The 1,407-nt window shown below is 35.7% G+C and carries 1 protein-coding gene; it reads left to right on the top strand.

Translation table 11 applies throughout. The features are described from left to right. Window positions 1-92 precede the first annotated feature (92 nt). Window positions 93-1,407: IS4 family transposase (locus MLOOGBEN_RS28775; protein ID WP_179161664.1), on the top strand; the 1,315-nt coding region annotated here is incomplete at its 3' end.

The raw sequence follows: 1,407 nt of genomic DNA, 5'->3' as shown, positions 1-1,407 counted from the left end.
CACCATAGCCATCAAGCTAAGCGAATAACTTTCAATTTTACCAAAATGGACCTATTCTTTCTTTGAAACCTAAAGAAAGGTAGGTCTTTATTATGTTAAATCGTAAACTGAGAGTGGAAGAGGATTTTCAACTAATTTCCGACGAGTTGACCAAGATTTTTAGCCCTAATTTCCTCAATGATTTGGCTAGAAAAGATTTGTTTCTTCAGAGGTCCAGCAAATTCGAACCTAAGGATTTTATTGCACTTTGCGGGTTTCTGAATCATCAGTCAGGAAAAAAGTCGTTAACCCAATTATGTGGTGTTTTAGCCTCCGAAAGAAACATTTCCCTTAGTACAGAAGGGTTAAACCAACGATTTTGCGCAGCCGGAGTAAATTTATTGAAGGATGTTTTTTCTTCACTCATTTCAAAACAGCTCTTATCCGATCTTCTCCCAAGTCTTCGTCATCCAAAAATTGGCCGAATCCGAATATTGGATTCCACTTCCTTTGAACTGGCCACAGTCTATCAGGAAAAATACTTCGGATATCACAAATCAGGTGTCAGGATTCAACTGGAGTACGAGCTGCTTAAGGGGGAACTTTTGCATCTTGTTGTACAAGATCAGTTGGATAGTGATCACGTTTTTGCAGAAGAGATTATGAGTACCATCCAAAAGTTTGATTTAATTATTCGTGATTTAGGATATTTTTCTTATAAAACCCTGAGATCGATTAGTGAAGCAGAAGCCTATTATATTTCAAGGGCGACAACGAAAATACTTGCTTATGTCAAGGATGGAATGGAGAATTTCGTCAGATTAGACATAGAAAAAATAATGGAAGAGATGGAGATTGGTGAGACAAGAGAAATAGAAAATATCTATGCAGGGAAGGGAAAGCTGAAAATCCCACGGCTCATTTTGTGTAAATTAACGGATGAACAGACGGAAAAGAGGTTAAAAAAGAGGAAAAGAAAAGAAATAAAAAATGGTGTGAAATTTTCACACCAAACCAAAAAGCTCTCAGGATTGAACATGTTCATAACTAATATACCATATAATGTAATTTCAAAGAAAAAAATACAACCTCTATATTCTCTCAGATGGCAAATAGAAATTTTATTTAAGGCATGGAAATCGATATACGATATAAATAAAGTAAAGAAAATGAAAGTAGAACGATTCGAATGCCATCTTTATGGGACCCTTATATCACTACTTATCACATCTACTTTAGCATTTAAAATTCGAGAACTTCTTTACTTAAAAAAGGAGAAAGAAATAAGCGAATTTAAGGCCTTCTCCATCATAAAGGAATTCCTCGCCACACTTTACCAGGCGTTAATGGAAGGAGGTGAGGCTCTTTTAGCCAATATAGAGGTTATGTTTGAACAGGTAGAAAAAAACGGACAAAAAGCGAAACGAC

Origin of the sequence: Bacillus sp. EB106-08-02-XG196, assembly GCF_013396335.1 — a bacterium.
Taxonomy (GTDB): domain Bacteria; phylum Bacillota; class Bacilli; order Bacillales; family Cytobacillaceae; genus Neobacillus.
Note: the sequence above shows the minus strand (reverse complement) of the source record. Positions and strands in the feature narration are given on the sequence as shown.